Origin of the sequence: Corynebacterium sp. HMSC072A02 (assembly GCF_001810085.1) — a bacterium.
GTDB classification, from domain to species: Bacteria; Actinomycetota; Actinomycetes; order Mycobacteriales; family Mycobacteriaceae; genus Corynebacterium; species Corynebacterium hesseae.
In genome coordinates this window covers 1-632 of record NZ_KV799865.1, presented here as the reverse complement: position 1 = coordinate 632, position 632 = coordinate 1, and the positions used below count along the sequence as shown (strand labels likewise).

The 632-nt window shown below is 52.5% G+C and carries 2 protein-coding genes; both read left to right on the top strand.

Annotation, left to right across the window (positions count from 1 at the left end):
- Positions 1-224: integrase core domain-containing protein (locus HMPREF2698_RS13255; RefSeq protein WP_141748946.1), on the top strand; the 224-nt coding region annotated here is incomplete at its 5' end.
- A gap of 263 nt (positions 225-487) precedes the next feature.
- The coding region (locus tag HMPREF2698_RS13750) for a transposase (protein ID WP_141748945.1) at positions 488-632 on the top strand (145 nt) is incomplete at its 3' end.

The following is a 632-nucleotide window of genomic DNA, read 5'->3' as shown; positions in this document are numbered from 1 at the left end:
TGGGAACGAGTGCCGATAATGCCCTGGCAGAATCATTTAACGCCACCTTAAAGCGTGAAGTGCTACGTGATCAGAAAGTCTTTGACAGTCCAATCAGCTGTCGCCAAGAAGTCTTTCGATGGTGCATGCGCTACAACACGCGCAGACGACACTCCTGGTGCAATCTTCTAGCCCCCGATGACTTCGAAGCACTCACATCAGCTACACTGACCCAAGCAGCATAGCTAACCCCCGACGTGTCTACTTTCCGGGGGCCAGGCCCCGATGATGCGCACGGACGATTTGACACCTACGGATGAATTGTTAGGAGTAATTGGTGTTGATTAAGCATGTTGCAACCCGTGCTTACAGCATGGTTTGTTCGACGTATCCTGGCAAAGATTGGGACGTAGAGGTATGTGTACACCCAGACGGAACCGTTGCAGTGTGAGGTTACCCTCGTTTAGTGGACACCCTATTTGTACGGATCTTGTGTCCGTAAGAGAGGATGTTCATTGTGAGTCAACAGCGCAAGAAGTACACGCCTGAGTACCGGCGTGAGGCCGCGAACCTGGTAATCGAGTCAGAGCGCCCGATTGCCCATGTGGCTAAAGAGATTGGTGTTTCCGCCGGGCTTTTAGGCCGGTGGGTCA